The sequence below is a fragment of the Thermohalobacter berrensis genome (genome assembly GCF_003609645.1).
GTDB classification, from domain to species: Bacteria; Bacillota; Clostridia; order Tissierellales; family Thermohalobacteraceae; genus Thermohalobacter; species Thermohalobacter berrensis.
In genome coordinates, this window is the sequence record NZ_MCIB01000007.1 from 61,434 (window position 1) to 78,374 (window position 16,941).

Genomic DNA, 16,941 nt, shown 5'->3' on the forward strand with positions numbered 1-16,941 from the left:
ATTATTGACTTTTTTTGATAAATTTAAAGATAGATATAATATTTTAGTTTTTTCTCTTCTGATAATTTTTATTGTTATTGTTTTTAGACTAGCAACCTTAACTGTAGTAAAAGGAGAGATGTACAGGGAATTATCAGATACGAAACGAGTAAAACAAATACCTATAACAGCACCTAGAGGAGAAATTAGGGATCGATACGGACGTGTATTAGCTACAAACAAGCCAAGTTTTACTGTACAGATAATAAAAGACGAAATAAAAGGGGAAAACTTTACAAAAACTGCCCTAAAACTTATGAAGATATTAGAAGAAGAAGGGGAAGACTATATTGATGAATTTCCAATTAAATTAAATGTTATTGACTATAGTAATGAAGAAGCTTATTTTAAATATGGTATGAACCCGGAAGATAAAATGATTGATATTATTATTAAAAATGAGCTTATAGAAGATTTTTTAAAGTTATATTATTTAGATAAGAGTAGTGATAATAATGAATTTAAGGTATTAATTGGGAAAAAAGTTATTACTGCATTAGAAAACGAAGGTATTAGGATACCTATAAATATAGAGTTAAAAGATAATAATGTAATATACACCTATAAAGAGGATGTTGACATTTTAAGTTGGAAAAAGGAAAATAATCTTTCTAATAAAATGAATCCTGTTTTAGATTTAGCTCAATTATCAAAAAATAATATTAAAGTAGTTAAAAGGGCATTAAGAAATCCTATATCAAGGGAGCTTACTGTTAAGTTATTATCCCAAAAAGGTTATGGACAGACATTTCAACTAGTAAAATATTCATTTAAATTTGATGAAGAATACAAGGCACTAAAAAGATCTTTAATAAAAGAATTTGTTAATAATGCAGAATATAGACATATTAGAAGGTATTTAATTCAAGAAGGTAAGCTTAATGACATTTCAATGTATACTTCAGCCAAGGAGGATTTTGCTAATATATTACTTCAACTAGAATCGGCAATTGAAGAACTAATAAATATAGTAAAAATTGAAGAAAAAGAAGGAAAAAAGATAGTTATAGCACCAGGTAAATTATTATTAGATAAACTGAAGGAAAACAACAAAAACATTCCAATTATAGCTAAAATTAATGAAGATTCTAAAACTATAGAATATAAATATAAAGACCAAAAAAGTAAAATAGAGTTTTTAAAAAATGAAAAAATTAATAATAGTTTATCAGCTAAAGATGTATTAATTGAAATAAGCAAAAAAGAAGGAATCATATATGAAGTCATTACTGATGAAAATATTAAATATTTATCTCAAAAAATAATACTAGATAATGGGATTAATCCTAAAATTTCTGTTAGCAATTGGGAATATGTAGCTTTAAAGTCTAAAAATACATGGCTAGAAAAGTATAATTTACCAGAAGATAGTTCTGCTAAAGAAGCTTTTATAAAACTAAGGGAAAAATTTAAAATACCTGAAAAACTAAGTGATTATGAAGCTAGATATATATTGTTAATAGATGATTGTTTAAGAAAACAGGGATATCGAGGTTATCAGCCAATAAACTTTGCATATGGAGTAAGTAATTCCACCTTAGCCCGAATAGAAGAGAATAATATGGAGTTACCAGGTGTAAGAATATCTGTAGAACCTGTTAGATTTTATCCAATGGGTAAAACAGCAGCACATATATTAGGCTATTTAGGAAAAATATCTCAACCCTTTGAAATAGAAAAGTATATTAAAGAATTAGGGTATGCCCCAGACGATATTATAGGAAAAACAGGGATAGAAGAAAAATTTGAGGAATATCTTAGGGGAGAGGATGGCTCAAAATTTGTTGAGGTTGATGTATTAGGGAATACAATAAAAGTTCTAGATAAAAAAGAGTCTAAGCCAGGTAATAATGTATATCTAACAATAGATGCTAAATTACAAAAAACTGCTGAAAATGCATTAAAACATGCTATAGAGGAAATACAAAAAGCTGGCAGTTTTAAAAGTAAATGGGGAGATTATGATTATGGCTATAAAGACAGAAGGAAAAGAATTCCTTTTAAAAATGCTACTTCAGGCTCTGTTGTAGCAATTGATGTAAAAACTGGAGAAGTACTTGCAATGGCAAATTATCCATCATATGACCCTAATCTATTTGCAACTGGTATTTCAAAAGAGGACTGGGATAGTTTACAACCTGAGAATAAAGATGACCCTCTAGCCCCTAGACCTCTTTATAATATTGCAATAAGAACTGCTATACAACCAGGATCTACATTTAAAATGCTTACAGCCCTAGCTGCATTAGAAAAGGGAATTGACCCAAATAAAGAAATAAATTCTTTAGGATATGTTGAACTAGGGAATAGAAAGTTTGGTTGTTGGATATGGAATGATTATCATGGAATGCATGGTCCAACTAACTTGTATGAAGCTTTAAGGGATTCCTGTAACTATTATTTCTATACTGTTACTTTAGGTGAAAATATAAGGACAGGAAAAGATATTGGTGTTAAAGTGAATTTGGATGACATATTAAGACTAGCAGAAGAGTTTGGATTAGATGATGAAACTGGAATAGAAATAGATATTCCTAAAGAAAAGTCTGGAGGTGTTCCAGACCCAGAAGCAAAGAAAAAGATAATAAAAGTAGGATTAAGAAGATTTTTAAATAATAATATAGATAAATATATAGAGAATAAAGACAATATTACAACTGAAAAAAGACAAGAGATTATTGATGAGATTGTAAGTTGGGTGGACTATGAAGAAACTCTATCTAGAGGAGAAGTTATGACAAGGTTATCTAAATTGGGACTTCAATCCAAAAATCCATTGGAAGGCGAAAGGGCAAATTTAACCGATAGAATAAAATATGATTATTTAAGTCAAGCACAATGGAGTAGTGGTGATACATTAAATATATCTATAGGACAGGGACAAAATGCCTATACACCTTTACAAATGGCAAATTATATCGCTACATTAGTAAACGGTGGATATAGATATAAGGTAACTGTATTAGATAAAATACAATCATATAATGGGAAATTAATTGAGGATAATAAGGAAGAATTGATTAAACAAGTTGAATTAAATGATCTTAGTCATTTGGAAGACATTAAAAAAGGTATGAAACTTGTATCAGAAGAAGGTACAGCAAGGAGAATATTTAAGAATTTTCCTATTGGTGTAGGAGCTAAGACCGGTACAGCTCAGACAGGTATTAATCCTGCAACAGGTGAAATGTACGATAATTATGCTTGGTTTGTAGCATTTGCTCCATATGATGACCCTGAGATAGCAGTTTCAGTAGTAATTTTTCAAGGTGGTCATGGAAGTTATGCAGGACCTGTTGCAAGGGAAGTTATTGCTGAGTATCTTGGGCTTAACAGCAAAAGTGAAATTATAGATTTTTCAAATAAATTGGTGAGATAGTACTTTCTTACCAATTTATTTTTTTCTTTATTAAAGGAGGATTTGTAAAAAAAATGAAGAATAAATATTTAAGTAGTATTTTCGGAGGTAAACCTATGAATGACAGTCTAATAGAGTTCAAGGGTAATAAAGAAGGATTGCTTGTCCACATTAGGGAAGGAAGTTTTGAATCAATAAAAATAAGTCTAAATAAAAAACTAAAAAGTGCCCAAAACTTTTTTAAGGGTGGTAAAGTTATAGGTTTTAAAGGAAGAACCTTAACTGATGAAGAAAAGAAGGAATTAAAAAGTATTATTGAAGACCAATATGGACTTTTAGTTAATGAAACAGAAGATATTAAAGACAAAGAAACTAATACTTATGAAGATAATTACTTTAAAGGGATTGAAGAGGGTAGAACAAAATTTTTAAAAACTACCCTTAGGTCTGGTCAAAGAATTGAATATGATGGGAATGTTGTAGTACTGGGAGATGTAAATCCAGGTTCAGTTATAGTAGCTACAGGTAATATTATTGTACTAGGGTCTCTAAGAGGTACTGCCCATGCTGGAAGTAATGGAAATACAGAAGCTATAGTTGCTGCATTTAATTTACAACCGACACAATTAAGAATAGCCAATATAATAGCAAGGAGTCCAGATAATGAAATTTCAAAGCCTCTGGGACCAGAGATAGCTAAAATAAATAACAATAATGTATTAATAGAGCCATATTTACCTAAAAAATGAAAGAATAGGAGGCTGAATAATGGGAGAGGTAATAGTTATAACATCAGGTAAAGGTGGTGTGGGTAAAACCACAACAACTGCCAATATAGGAACTGGATTAGCAATGGAAGGAAAAAAAGTAGTAGTAGTTGATGCTGACATTGGGTTAAGAAATTTAGATGTAGTTTTAGGATTAGAAAATAGAATAGTTTATGATATTGTTGATGTCGTTGAAAAAGTATGTAGACTAAAACAAGGGCTTATTAAAGATAAAAGATTTCAAAACTTATATTTATTGCCAGCAGCCCAAACTAAAGATAAAACTGCAGTTTCTCCTGAGCAGATGCAAGAATTATGTGAAGAATTGAAAGAGATATTTGATTATGTAATTATCGATTGTCCAGCTGGGATTGAACAGGGATTCCAAAATGCTATTGCTGGAGCAGAGAAGGCTATTGTGGTTACTACTCCTGAAATTTCAGCAGTAAGAGATGCTGATAGAATTATAGGTTTATTAGAAGCTAAAGGACTTTATAATCCTAAGCTTATAATAAATAGGATAAGACACGATATGGTAAAAAAGGGAGATATGATGAACATAGACGATATGATAGATATTTTAGCTATTGAGTTGTTAGGAGTCGTACCAGATGATGAATCTATTGTTATATCAACTAATAAAGGTGAACCTGTAGTAACTGATGAAAAGGCTTTAGCTGGTAAAGCATATAGAAATATTACTCAGAGAATTCTAGGTAAAGAGGTACCTCTTTTAGATTTAGAAGTAGATGAGGGTGTATTATCAAAACTTAAGAAATTTATATTTGGAAAATAGGTATAAGGGGGAATGGATTTGGATTTGTTAAAAATTTTTAGCAAGAATAACAATAGTAAGAACGTAGCTAAAGAGAGATTAAAGTTAGTATTAATACATGATAGGGCAAATGTTTCTCCTCGTTTTTTAGAAATGGTTAAAGGAGATATAATTAGAGTAATTTCTGATTATATGGAAATAGATGAAGAAGGGTTAGATATTAAATTCACAAGAACTAAACGTGATAGTGATAACAAACCAATTCCAGCATTAGTTGCTAATATACCAATAGTTAGAATGAAAGATAATGCCATGAAATAACTTAAATTATGGAGGATTTATATGAATATTGCACTTATTGCCCATGATAAGAAGAAAAAGGAAATGGTAAATTTTGCTTTAGCATATAAAAATATATTAAATAAACATAGATTATATGCTACTGGGACTACAGGAAAAAGAATACAGGAAGCTACAGGGATGAAAATTCATCGTTTTTTGTCAGGTCCTTTAGGAGGAGACCAACAGATAGGGGCTATGATTGCAGATAACTTAATAGATGCAGTTATATTCTTAAGAGACCCTCTAACAGCACAACCCCATGAGCCTGATATATTAGCCTTGATGAGACTCTGTGATGTTCATAATGTGCCTGTAGCAAGTAATATAGGAACTGCTGAAATATTAATAAAGGCAATTGAAAATGGACATATGAATTGGAGAAATATAATAAAAAAAAGTAGCACCTAGAAAAAGGTGCTACTTTTTTTATGCTGATATTTTATTATTAGATTTTTTATCAAAATTCCATAAAGCTATCTTAAAACCTCTGTTATCATAGAAATATCTCCATTGTTTTTCTAGGTATGGTATTACATATTGATCTAAACCAAAAGCTCTTCCGGAACCGCTCATACAGCTTATTGAAGCAAATATAAACCAGTATTGTTCTACAGTAATTCCTGTTGATAAGATAAAGTTAATCATCATACCAACAGATACAATTCCAGCTATAAAAGTAAATAATCCAGCTATAAAGGCTAATCCTAAACCAAGTTCAATTATAACAACTAACTTTTGGAATAACATAGGTGCATTAAATACTGTAATTTCTGTAAACCATTCATACCAACCTGGAGTATTTTCTCCAATTAGTTTCATAAGAGATGCTCCAGCTGTTACATCTGCAGGTGGGTTTGGAACATCAATTGCTAGTGTAGTCCACCAATTTGCTAACCATGAATCCTTTGCAAACCAAACAAAACCATTGTCAGTTGTTCGTAAGAAGTTGTATCCTAACTTGTGAAGTCCTTCTCTAAGCCACATGATTCCTAAGAATATTCTTACAGCTGGTAAGAAAAATGCATATGTTTTTGCTCCACCATGTCTTACTAGTTCCCTTCCAACAATATTAGTGTGATAATTTTTCTCTAGGAAGTGATGGATTAGATATTCAAATACAATACCAAATCCTGCAATAGTAAATAAATAATGGAGATTTACTAAATGTTTTAACATAATTGCAAATACTCCAGAAGTTCTTAGTCCCATTGTATCAGCTACACCATAGCTATTTCCAATAGAAACCATTACACCATGTAGGTTTAGTTCTAACTCTTCCTTTTCTTTTCCATATACATCAGCAAAAATATTTTCTGCTGCACATTCACCAGTTTGTATAGCATTTTCTACTAGAGCTGGAAGCGACTCATTATATTCTTCTTTTAATTCAGCAACATCTCCTATTGCATAAACATTGTCATAATTTGTTTGCATATAATTGTTAACTAAAATTCTACCTTTTCTATTTACTTCTAAACCAGTTTTTTCAGCAAACTTATTGGCTTTTACACCGCCTGTCCAAATAAGAGTTCTTGTATTTACATAATTTCCATCTTTAAATTCTACTTTATTTTCAGAAACAGAGGTGATCATAGTTTTTGGTTAATATATCAACTTTATGTTTCTTTAAATATTTTGTTGCTTTTTTTACTAGTGAATCAGGTAAAGTTGGTAATATTTTATCAGCAGCTTCAACTACTTTTAACTGAACTTCATCTGGATTAATACCATATTCCTTTGCAAGAACCTTTGTCCATTTAACTAATTCACCTAGAATTTCTATTCCAGTAAATCCACCTCCACCTACAACAAATGTTAATAACTCTTTTCTTTTCTGAGGATTTGTTTCTCTGCTTGCTTGTTCAAACATGTTAATTATTTGATTTTTAATTTTTGTTGCATCTTGCATTGACCAAAGAGTATATCCATTTTCTTCAAGGCCTGGAATATTAAAATATGCTGGTTCACTTCCACATGCAATTACTAGGTAATCATAATTATAATTATTATTTTTAGATACTACTTTATTTTCTTCAAAATTAATTGAAGTGACTTCGTCTCTTACTACTTTAACCTTTGTGTACTTGAATATTCTTTCTAGGTCTATTAAGAGACTTGTAGGTTTTACTCTGTTTCCGGCTACTTCGTGTAATTCTGTTAACAATGTATGGTGCGGATTTTTATCAATTAATATAATTTCTGTATTGTCATCTTTTTTAAATTTTTTGTGAAGTCTTTTAGCTGCACTTATACCTCCGTAGCCAGCACCTAAAACTATTATTTTTCTCAAGAATATTCCCCCTTTGCAATAAGTTAATATAATTAAGTTGGTAAAATTATAGAAATTCTACATATTTAATATAGTTAAAAATTTAATTATATTAAATAGTAATATTTTATAAATGATTTTATAATACTATTATACACTAATTTTGTATGCATTCAAACAAAAAAAATCAACTATACCTATAATTTTAGTAGGAAATTAAGAGAAAAGATAAGCTATTTGGACACAATGTCAAAATTTAGACAAGAAATTGGTTGATAAAGTATATATACTATAATAAAATTATTATAAGCCCAGTGGTTAAATTTCTGTTAAATTTGTCTTATAATGTGTAAATTTTGACAAAGCTGGGCAAAAACAAACATCTCTTAGAAGGGGGAAATCAAGAAATGAAGAAGTTTTTAATCTTTGGATTAGTTTTATTACTAGCATTTTCTGTAGTTGGGTGTTCAAGTGACCAACCAACTGGCGGTAATGATGCTAACGAGCAACCAAGCAATAATGAAGCATCAGATGAGTTGAAAGATGGTACTTATCTAGTAAAGAAAGAGGTAAGTAGTCATGGAAACTTCCCATTAGCAATTATGGAAGTTAAAGATGGAGAAATAGTTTCTTTCGAATATAATGAATATCTTGCTGAAAGTGGAGAACCAAAGAACTTAGACAACTACAAATATGAACCAACTATTAAGGTAATAGAAGATTTAAACAAGCAGTTTATGGAAAAGAAAGACCCAGAGGCTTTAGACTATGATGCAGTTTCAGGAGCAAGCCATACTAAAGAAAGTTTCAAAGAGGTTGCGAAAGAATTATTAGCAAAAGCTAAAAAGGGAGAAACTTACGCACCTAAATACAAAGATGGTGTTTACGAAGCAAAAGCAGATAAAGCAAGCCATGGTTGGTTAGCTCAAATTAAGCTAGTAGTTAAACACGGAACTATAGTTGGTGCAGATTATGATGAGGTTGCTGTTGAAGATGATGAAGGAGCAAAGGTAGTATTTAATGAAGATGGAGAACCAGTAAAAGGTGAAGATGGAAAATATAAAACAGAGCCAGTACAAATTAAAAAAGGTGATGAAAAATCATTAGAAAATTATAAGTATATTGAATCACCACAAGCTATGGTAGCATTTGAAAAGCAAATCATTGACAATGATGGTGTAGATAACATGAACTATGATGTAGTTTCAGGAGCTACTCATACTAAAGATAATATAGTGAACCTTGCTAAGAAGGCTTTAGAAAATGCTAAAAAATAATTAAAAATATAAAATATTTAAAGCCTCAACTTTATAAAGTTGAGGCTTTAAATATTTTTATGAAAGAGGATAACATTTCAAATTTTACTAGAATTTACAAATAGTTATTTATTATAGATAATATTTTATACTAGGTTTAACATAGATAAATCTTTTGATAATAAGTATGATATAATAAATACTAACTATTTATAAAGTATTGAAAGATAATGAGGTGTTAAGATGCATAAGAAAAAGGCTATTGCAATATTTATTATAATAGCTGTAGTTATTAATCTTTTTGGGTGCACACAAAAGAGTGAGCCAATTTCAAAAACAGAATATATGTTAGGTACTATAGCAACTGTTACACTATTTGATAGTGATAATGAAAATATACTAGATAAAGTTTTTCAAAGAATAAATGAAATAGAACAACGAATGAGTGTTAATATAGAAGAAAGTGACATAAGTAAACTAAATCAAAATGCTGGAAAAGAAGCTGTAGAAGTTCATGAAGATGTTTATTATGTATTAGAGATGGCTAAAAAATATGCTCAAATATCAAACGGGGCATATGAGCCTACAATAGGACCTCTAGTTGATTTATGGGCGATAGGAACAGAAGATGAAAAAATTCCTGAAGATAAAGAGATAAAAATAGCCTTAGAAAGAATAGGCTTTAATAATTTGCAGTTATTGGGGAATAATAAAGCTTTCCTTAAAAAGGAAGGTATGAAGGTAGATTTAGGTGGTATAGCTAAGGGTTATGCAGCTGATGAAGTAAATAGAATATTAACAGAAAATGGAGTAAAAAGAGCAATAATTGATTTAGGAGGTAATGTTTACGTTAAAGGGTTAAAAGAGGATGGAAGTAAATGGAGAGTTGGAATTCAAAATCCCTTTGAGGTTAGGGGAAATCATATTGGCATTATAACATTATCTAATAAAGCAGTGGTAACTTCAGGAGATTACGAAAGGTATTTTGAAGAGGAAGGAATAAGATATCATCACATTTTAGATAGAAATACAGGATATCCTGCCCGTAATGAAGTTGCAGGTGTTAGTGTTATAACAGATAATTCAATGGTTGCAGATGCACTTTCGACAGCTTTATTTGTTTTAGGTGTAGATAAAGGCTTAGAGCTAGTAGAGAGTATGGAAAATGTTGATGTTATTTATATAACAAAAGACTATAAAGTATATATTTCGTCAGGAATTAAGGATAATTTTAAATTAAGTGACGAACAATTTACTTTAGTAAAGTCTCAAGAGGAGAGATAGGAATGAAAAAAGATTTATATCCTTTTGAAATTTTAGAAGAACTTAATAAAGTAGAAGAGGAGCTAATAAAGAGTACTAAAAGCAAAAATAAATTACTACAATCAGAAAGTGAAAGATTGATAAAAGCAGGTGGCAAGCGTTTAAGACCTGCATTAGTGATTTATAGTGCAAAATTTGGAGACTATGACAGTAATAAGGTTGTTTCTGTTGCTTCAGCAATTGAGATGTTACATCTTTCTACACTAATTCATGATGATGTTATAGATGATGCTAAAGAAAGAAGAGGAGTACCAACTATACAAGTTAAACATAATAATAAAGTTGCAATTTTTACAGGGGATTTTTTATTTACTAAATCTTTCTTTCTTATTTCAAAATATAAAGATATGTATAAGGAAGAATATAGAAGTGAAACTAGTATTGAGTATATTGCAAAAATAGTAAAAGGGATATGTGAAGGAGAAGTTGACCAATATTTAGCAAAATTTGATACTAATATTTCTGTAATGAGATATTTAAAAAGAATAAAACTAAAAACCGCTTTATTATTTGGACTAGCCTGCCAAATAGGAAGCATGGTTGGAAAATGTGATAAAAAGACTGTTAAAGCTTTAAGAAATTATGGAATGGCATTAGGAACAGCTTTTCAAATTAAAGATGATATATTAGATATTTTAGGAACAAAGGAAAAATTAGGAAAGCCAGTAGTTAATGATATTAAGGAAGGTATTTATACTTTACCACTTATATATACTTTAAATAATAGAAAATATAGAGACAAGCTTATCGGGTTATTAGAAGATTCAGATGATAATATTCAGGAAATTATCGATATTGTTAAAGCTTCAGGAGGTATAGACTACTCTTATAATATTTATAATCGATATGTTGAAAAATCAAAAAAGTGGCTTAAAAAACTTCCAGATAATAAATATAGAAAATATTTATTTGATTTAACTGACAAAGTTGTGAATAGAGAGGTTTAATAAGATGTGGTCGATTAAAGCGACCACTTTTTTTGTAATAAAATAAAACAACTATAAATAAGAATATAGTAAATTATAAAAAACTTGATAAGTGGGAGTGGGGATAAATTGGCTTTAAATAGGCTTGGTAGGAAAATTACAAAGAGAATAAAGTTTAAAAATACATATAGTTATAAGAGAAGAAATAAAGCTTTTTACAAAAAACAATTAAAAAAAATACTTATCAGTATTATTATCGTACTTATAATAATTTTTATGAAAATGATAGATACGGAACTATCTAAAAAAGCAATAAAAATTGTAGACAAAACTGTAAATAGTACTACTAATATTAGAGAAAGCGGTCAAAGGGTTTTTCAATATGTCCAGAAAGTTTTTAATAAACCTAGCAAAGTCATTTCAGTTTTTGAAAATCAAAATAATGAGGAGACAAAAGAGGTCAGCACACCAAAATACATTTCACCTGTTACTGGCATAGTGTATCAGAAGTTTGGTAATATTGAAAAAACTAATAACTACAAAGTATTCCATAAAGGGATAGATATTTTAGCAAATAAATCGGAGGTTGTATCTATAGATGACGGCTTAGTAATAGATACAGGAAAGGATGATATATTAGGTAATTATATGAAAATTTCTTATGGAGAAATTGAAGCAGTTTATGGGCATTTGAATGAAATTTATGTAAAAAAAGGGCAAAAGGTTATGAAAGGTCAATTAATTGCTACATTAAATAATAGTGCTTCTAAAAACATTTTACATTTTGAAATTTGGGAAAAAGGCAAACCTGTTGATCCTCTAGAAAAAATTGATATAAGTATTAGTACAGTCAAGTCCTACCGATAGGAGAGTAAGAATGTATTTCAAACCACTTAATTTAAGTTTTAAAATTAATTATTTTCTATTAATACTAATAATATTCTATTTTTTTTTAGGATACGGTATTGAAATTACTATAATTTTTATTACAATATTAATACATGAGATATCTCACATAATTACAGCGAGAAAATTAGGATTACAAGTAAAAGAAATAGAACTTTTTCCTTTTGGTGGACTAGCAAGATTAGAAACTATTATAGGGACAAAACCAAAAACTGAAATTTTCGTAGCTATAACTGGGCCTATAGTAAGTATTTTTTTAGCAATGATTTTTATATTTTTAAAAATTTTTATATTAAATAACTATATTATATCTTTTATTATTAAAAGCAACTTGTATATTGGTCTTTTTAATCTTTTACCTATATTTCCAATGGATGGCGGAAGGGTACTTAGGGCTTATTTTTCTTACATAATTGGTTTTAGAAAAGCAACTGATTACTCAGTTAAGCTTTCATATTTTTTTGTTTTTTTGATGATTTCTTATGGATTATATAGACTTGCTCTTGCAAGGGAAGGAATATATATAATTATTATTCCGATTTTTGTTTTATTTGCTGCCAAGAAAGAGAAAAAAATGGCAGTTTTTATTTTCTTTAAAGAATTAATTGAGAAGAAAGAAGAATTAATAAAAAAGCATGTAATGAAATCTCATAATTTGGTTGGATTAAAAACTACAAAGGCTCGTACTGTCTTAGAGAATTTTCTTCCCCAAAAATATCATTTTATAACTATTGTTAATAAAAATGGACAATATTTGGGTACCATAAGTGAAAAGGAGTTACTTGATGGAATAATTAAATATGGATTTGATGTTACATTAGAAAAACTACTAATCATGAGTAAAAAGTGGTAAAATATTAAATAGAAAACAGAAGTAAAGGGTGATTTATGTGATTAATAAGAAACTTTTAGATAAGGTATTATCAAAAGTTGAGAAACCTGCTAGATATATTGGAAATGAACAAAATAGTATTAAAAAAAATATTAATGAAGTTGAAGTAAGGTTTGCCTTTGCTTTTCCAGATACATATGAAGTGGGAATGTCTCATTTAGGATTGCATATTTTATATAATTTATTAAACAAAAAAGACGATATATATTGTGAAAGGGTTTTTGCTCCATGGATAGATATGGAAGAACAAATAAAAAAAAACAATATTCCATTATATGCCCTTGAAAGTAAAGATCCGATAAAAGAATTTGATTTTATTGGTTTTACACTCCAATATGAGATGAGTTACACAAATGTTATAAACATGTTACATCTAGCACAAATACCAATACTATCAAAGGATAGAAAGGAAGAAGATCCATTTATTATAGCAGGAGGCCCATGTGCATATAATCCGGAACCTTTAGCAGATATAATTGATTTTTTTATAATTGGAGAAGCAGAAGAACTTATTTTAGAGATATTAAATGAATATAAAAAATGGAAAAAGGAAGGGAAAACTAAAAAAGCTTTTCTTGAAAAAATATGTAAACTTGAGGGAGTTTATGTACCATCTTTTTATGATGTTAAGTACAATGAAGATAATACTATAAAAGAAATAGTACCTAAAAAAGAAGATTATCCTAGAAAGATACAGAAAAGGATTATAGAGAATTTAGATGAAGCATTTTTTCCAGAAGAGGTAATAATACCATATATTGAAACAGTACATGATAGGATTTCACTAGAGGTATTTAGAGGATGTACACGTGGATGTAGATTTTGCCAAGCTGGAATGATATATAGACCTGTTAGGGAGAGAAGTATAGAGAATTTAATTAATCTTGCTAGAAAACTAGTTAAGGCAACAGGACATGAGGAAATATCCTTATCCTCTCTAAGCACTGGTGATTATTCAAAGTTAGAAGAATTAGTTTTAAAACTTATGGATGAATTTAAAGAAAAAAGAATAGGTTTATCCCTACCATCATTAAGATTGGATTCATTAGATATAAGTATAATTGAGGAAATTCAAAAAGTTAGAAAAACTGGACTTACTTTTGCACCAGAAGCAGGCACTCAAAGATTAAGGGATGTAATAAATAAGGGGATTGAAGAAGAGGATTTAATTAAATCAGTAGAGAATGCCTTTAATCTAGGATGGTCAACTGTAAAGTTATACTTTATGTTAGGGTTGCCTACTGAAACTATGGAAGATATAGAGGGAATTAAAGATTTAGCATATAAAGTAAAAGACTTATTTTTTGATTTACCAAAGGGCAAAAGGAAAGGAAATTTAAAAATTACTGTAAGTACTTCTTGTTTTGTTCCTAAACCTTTTACACCATTCCAATGGCATCCACAAGATAGCATAGAAGCCTTTAATAAAAAGCAAAAGCATTTAAAGGATATAATAAAGGATAGAAAAATAACCTATAATTATCATGACCCAGAGCTAAGCTTTTTAGAAGCTGTGTTTGCTAGAGGTGATAGAAGACTTTCAAAGGTTCTTATAAAAGCATGGGAAAAGGGATGCAGATTTGATGGATGGGCTGAACTTTTTAAATATCAAAATTGGATGGAAGCCTTTGAAGAAACAGGAATTGATCCACATTTCTATGCCAATAGAAAGAGAGACTATGATGAGGTACTTCCTTGGGATTTTATTGATGTTGGAGTAAGTAAGGAATATCTAATAAAAGAAAATGAAAAAGCTCAAAAAGGTATATTAACAAGAGATTGTAGATTAGGATGTACAGGTTGTGGTATAAATCAAAGCAGTATAGGTGGTGTATGCTAATGACAACTATCAGAGTAAAATTTACTAAAGAAGAAGATTTAAAATATATATCACATTTAGACCTAATGAGGTTATTTCAAAGAGCATTTAGAAGAGCAAATATACCAATCAAATATTCTCAAGGTTTTAATCCACATCCTAAATTTTCTTTAGCTACTGCTTTACCTTTAGGCGTTACCAGTGATGGTGAATATATGGATATAGAATTAGAAAAAGAAATCAATACTAAGACATTTATAGATGACTTAAATAGTGTGTTACCAAAAGGAATTAGAATATTAAAGGCTTCTTATGTGGATGGGAAAAAATCACTAATGTCACTTATAAGATGGTCAACCTATATAGTTGAGTTTAATATAAAAGAAGACTTGGCTAATGATATAGTAGAAAATTCTATAAATAGTATATTAAATAAGGATAAAATCCTTATAACTAAGACAAAAAGAAAAAGGAATAAAGTAATTGAGAGGAAAATAGATATAAGGAAATATATAAAAGATATAATGCTTTTAATTAAAGAAGGAAAGAAAATTATAATTAAAACAACATTGAAAACAGGAAGTCAAGGTAACTTAAAACCAAATGTAATTTTAGATTTATTACAAGAGTATGGTAATCTAAAAATTGATTGTGATAACATTAAAATACATAGGTTAGAATTATTTATTGAGCATAATGAAAAAGTAGTTACTCCAATATAGTATTGATGTAAAAACTTATTTTAATAATGAAACTTGGGAGAGGTTTTATGAAAGAAATTATTATTGATTGTGGTTTTAACCAAGATAGAGTTGCAATACTTGAAAATAGTGAGCTTGTAGAATTATATATTGAAGAAGTTGATAATAAAAGGATATTAGGAAATATATATAAAGGACGAGTTGCAAATGTTTTGCCTGGAATGCAAGCTGCTTTTGTAGATATTGGACATGATAAGAATGCCTTTTTATATGTAAAGGATGCTATTCCTAAAGATATGCTATTAAATGAAGATGTAAATATTAAGGATATATCTATAAGAGACGTAGTAAAATCTGGACAAGAACTAATAGTACAAGTAGTAAAGGAGCCTTTAGGGACTAAAGGTGCAAGAATTACTACTCATATCACTTTACCTGGAAGATATCTAGTTCTTATGCCTTTTACTAGATATGTTGGTATTTCAAGACGAATAAATGAAGAAGAAGAAAGGGAAAGACTTAAAAATATTATAGAAAAAATTAAGCCAGAAGATATGGGTATAATAGTAAGAACTGCTGGAGAAGGAAAAGATGAAGAAACTCTCAAAGATGATTTGAATTATCTAGTTAATACGTTAAATAGAGTCTATATGGAAAGAAATTTATGTACAGCTCCTAAAATGATATACAAAGATTTGAATCTTGTTCATAGAACTGCAAGGGATTTATTTTCACCTGATACAAAAAGATTATTAATAAACGATAAAGACAAATATAAAGACGTATTAAAGTTTGTAGATATGTTTTCTCCCCATTTAAAAAATAAAATAGATTACTTTGATGAAAACTATGATATCTTTGAGTATTTTGGTATTGAAGTTATGATAAAAAATGCTTTAAAAAGAAAGGTATGGTTAAAAAGTGGAGGGTATATAATAATAGATGAGACAGAAGCCCTTACTTCAATCGATGTAAATACAGGTAAATATGTTGGAAGTACTAATTTAGAAGATACTGTTTTAAAAACCAATATCGAAGCAGCCAAAGAAATAGCAAAACAGTTAAGACTTAGAAATATTGGAGGTATAATAATAATAGATTTCATTGATATGAAAAAAGAAGAAGATGAAAATGAAGTTTTGGAATGCTTAAAAAATGAATTAAAAAAAGATAAAACAAAAACAACTGTATTAGGTATTACAAAATTAGGATTAGTAGAAATGACAAGGAAAAAGGATAGGGATAGACTTTCTTCTAAAATATTAAAGGACTGTCCTTACTGTGAGGGAACAGGTAAAGTTTACTCCGAACCTACAGTAATAAATAAAATTGAAAAAGAAATTAAAAGGATTAGCTTACATACGAATTCTGAAGCTGTAATTTTAGAGGTAAATCCTTCAGTAAATAAATATCTAGAAGAGAGAGAATATTTAAATGAAATAGAAAAAAAATATAATATTAAAGTGTTTATTCATTCCGTGGAGAGTATACATTCAAATGATATTAAAGTAAGAAGTATGGGTAAAATACAAGATATAAAAAAGACTTATGAAAGTTTAAGAATCTGT

At 29.0% G+C, this 16,941-nt stretch carries 15 protein-coding genes; 13 read left to right on the top strand and 2 right to left on the bottom strand.

Features of this window, described 5'->3' with window-relative positions; all coding sequences use genetic code 11:
• Window positions 1-4 precede the first annotated feature (4 nt).
• The 5 genes from mrdA (at window position 5) to mgsA (ending at window position 5,689) form a co-directional block, all read left to right on the top strand.
• The gene (gene mrdA, locus BET03_RS05185; RefSeq protein ID WP_120168005.1) at window positions 5-3,418 is read left to right on the top strand and encodes a penicillin-binding protein 2; all 3,414 of its coding nucleotides are present in this window, start codon (window positions 5-7) and stop codon (window positions 3,416-3,418) included.
• Window positions 3,419-3,513: 95 nt separating this feature from the next.
• Window positions 3,514-4,146, top strand: coding sequence for a septum site-determining protein MinC (gene minC / locus BET03_RS05190; RefSeq protein ID WP_120168041.1), 633 nt, complete (start codon window positions 3,514-3,516; stop codon window positions 4,144-4,146).
• 19 nt (window positions 4,147-4,165) lie between these two features.
• Window positions 4,166-4,960, top strand: coding sequence for a septum site-determining protein MinD (minD, locus tag BET03_RS05195; RefSeq protein WP_120168007.1), 795 nt, complete (start codon window positions 4,166-4,168; stop codon window positions 4,958-4,960).
• A gap of 18 nt (window positions 4,961-4,978) precedes the next feature.
• Window positions 4,979-5,260: a cell division topological specificity factor MinE gene (gene minE, locus BET03_RS05200; RefSeq protein ID WP_279230346.1), complete on the top strand. Its 282-nt coding sequence runs from the start codon at window positions 4,979-4,981 to the stop codon at window positions 5,258-5,260.
• Between the two features lie 21 nt (window positions 5,261-5,281).
• Window positions 5,282-5,689, top strand: a complete 408-nt coding sequence (gene mgsA / locus BET03_RS05205) for a methylglyoxal synthase (RefSeq protein ID WP_120168011.1) — start codon at window positions 5,282-5,284, stop codon at window positions 5,687-5,689.
• 18 nt (window positions 5,690-5,707) lie between these two features.
• On the opposite strand, the gene BET03_RS13915 is transcribed toward mgsA, so the two are convergent.
• Complete coding sequence (locus BET03_RS13915; RefSeq protein WP_120168013.1) at window positions 5,708-6,874, bottom strand: FAD-dependent oxidoreductase; 1,167 nt, start codon at window positions 6,872-6,874, stop codon at window positions 5,708-5,710.
• Complete coding sequence (locus tag BET03_RS13920; RefSeq protein WP_183108734.1) at window positions 6,855-7,571, bottom strand: NAD(P)/FAD-dependent oxidoreductase; 717 nt, start codon at window positions 7,569-7,571, stop codon at window positions 6,855-6,857. Before BET03_RS13920 ends, BET03_RS13915 begins: the two co-directional genes overlap by 20 nt.
• 386 nt (window positions 7,572-7,957) lie before the next feature.
• On the opposite strand from BET03_RS13920, the gene BET03_RS05220 reads away from it, so the two are divergent.
• The 8 genes from BET03_RS05220 to BET03_RS05255 all read left to right on the top strand — a co-directional run.
• Complete coding sequence (locus BET03_RS05220) at window positions 7,958-8,827, top strand: hypothetical protein (RefSeq protein ID WP_120168018.1); 870 nt, start codon at window positions 7,958-7,960, stop codon at window positions 8,825-8,827.
• Between the two features lie 222 nt (window positions 8,828-9,049).
• Entirely contained in the window at window positions 9,050-10,090 is a 1,041-nt protein-coding gene (locus BET03_RS05225; RefSeq protein ID WP_120168020.1) for an FAD:protein FMN transferase, read from the top strand.
• 2 nt (window positions 10,091-10,092) lie between these two features.
• Window positions 10,093-11,076 (top strand): polyprenyl synthetase family protein, encoded by a 984-nt coding sequence (locus BET03_RS05230; RefSeq protein WP_120168022.1) that lies wholly within the window; start codon window positions 10,093-10,095, stop codon window positions 11,074-11,076.
• Between the two features lie 108 nt (window positions 11,077-11,184).
• Window positions 11,185-11,922: a M23 family metallopeptidase gene (locus BET03_RS05235; RefSeq protein ID WP_120168024.1), complete on the top strand. Its 738-nt coding sequence runs from the start codon at window positions 11,185-11,187 to the stop codon at window positions 11,920-11,922.
• A 10-nt stretch (window positions 11,923-11,932) separates the two neighbouring features.
• Complete coding sequence (locus BET03_RS05240; protein WP_120168026.1) at window positions 11,933-12,814, top strand: site-2 protease family protein; 882 nt, start codon at window positions 11,933-11,935, stop codon at window positions 12,812-12,814.
• Window positions 12,815-12,851: 37 nt separating this feature from the next.
• Window positions 12,852-14,693, top strand: a complete 1,842-nt coding sequence (locus BET03_RS05245; RefSeq protein WP_279230347.1) for a TIGR03960 family B12-binding radical SAM protein — start codon at window positions 12,852-12,854, stop codon at window positions 14,691-14,693.
• Window positions 14,693-15,394: a TIGR03936 family radical SAM-associated protein gene (locus BET03_RS05250; protein WP_120168028.1), complete on the top strand. Its 702-nt coding sequence runs from the start codon at window positions 14,693-14,695 to the stop codon at window positions 15,392-15,394. The genes BET03_RS05245 and BET03_RS05250 overlap by 1 nt, the downstream gene beginning before the upstream one ends.
• Before the next feature lie 47 nt (window positions 15,395-15,441).
• A partial coding sequence (locus BET03_RS05255) for an Rne/Rng family ribonuclease (protein ID WP_120168030.1) occupies window positions 15,442-16,941 on the top strand: 1,500 nt, incomplete at its 3' end.

What these genes read in the sequence shown, in the direction of transcription:
- BET03_RS05240 (WP_120168026.1), top strand. Translation starts at nt 11,933, where the DNA reads ATGTATTTCAAACCACTTAATTTAAGTTTTAAAATTAATTATTTTCTA.
- BET03_RS05230 (WP_120168022.1), top strand. Translation starts at nt 10,093, where the DNA reads ATGAAAAAAGATTTATATCCTTTTGAAATTTTAGAAGAACTTAATAAA.
- BET03_RS05220 (WP_120168018.1), top strand. Translation starts at nt 7,958, where the DNA reads ATGAAGAAGTTTTTAATCTTTGGATTAGTTTTATTACTAGCATTTTCT.
- mgsA (WP_120168011.1), top strand. Translation starts at nt 5,282, where the DNA reads ATGAATATTGCACTTATTGCCCATGATAAGAAGAAAAAGGAAATGGTA.
- minD (WP_120168007.1), top strand. Translation starts at nt 4,166, where the DNA reads ATGGGAGAGGTAATAGTTATAACATCAGGTAAAGGTGGTGTGGGTAAA.
- BET03_RS05250 (WP_120168028.1), top strand. Translation starts at nt 14,693, where the DNA reads ATGACAACTATCAGAGTAAAATTTACTAAAGAAGAAGATTTAAAATAT.
- BET03_RS05225 (WP_120168020.1), top strand. Translation starts at nt 9,050, where the DNA reads ATGCATAAGAAAAAGGCTATTGCAATATTTATTATAATAGCTGTAGTT.
- BET03_RS13915 (WP_120168013.1), bottom strand. Translation starts at nt 6,874, where the DNA reads ATGATCACCTCTGTTTCTGAAAATAAAGTAGAATTTAAAGATGGAAAT.
- minC (WP_120168041.1), top strand. Translation starts at nt 3,514, where the DNA reads ATGAATGACAGTCTAATAGAGTTCAAGGGTAATAAAGAAGGATTGCTT.